Below are 498 nucleotides of genomic sequence, written 5' to 3' on the forward strand. Positions count from 1 at the left end.
GCTCATTGTGGTCGTGATCGCGACACCGCCAACGCGCAGCGTGATCGAGACGCCACCGATACGGGTGACAGCCGCAACCTTCGAGGGGTCGTCAGTAAGCTCGAATTTCACCGACGCACCTTCGTATCGATCGCATTCCAGCGTTGTGCTCTCGTCTTCGTCATCTTCTTCTTCATAAGGGCCCTCGTCCTCCAAGAAATCGAGATCGCAGGACCGAACAGTGTATGTGTTATACCCAATGGCGTGGAGCGGTTTTACCTCAACGAGATCACCCTCAATGAGGCGAACCACCGCCACAACCTCGTCGAGAGAATCCGACCAGTATTCGTCACCTACCTCAATGGGTTCACCGTGGACGGTATGCAGACGGCTTTTCTTTCCCTTCGCCCGTTTCTTAGCCGGACGTTCCCGCAGCTCACAGTCCAGATCGTCGGCCTAAGCCGAAATAATGCTGCCAACGTCACCGTGCTCCAACCCTTCGAGAATCATGTGGCTCGG

Annotated in this window: 1 protein-coding gene; it reads left to right on the forward strand. The window is 55.8% G+C overall.

Features of this window, described 5'->3' with window-relative positions; translation table 11 throughout:
- Positions 1–498: hypothetical protein (locus AC1RPJ_RS07755; protein WP_481762840.1), on the forward strand; the 498-nt coding region annotated here is incomplete at both ends.

Source organism: Dellaglioa sp. CoH-57-MRSF-17 (assembly GCF_056782015.1).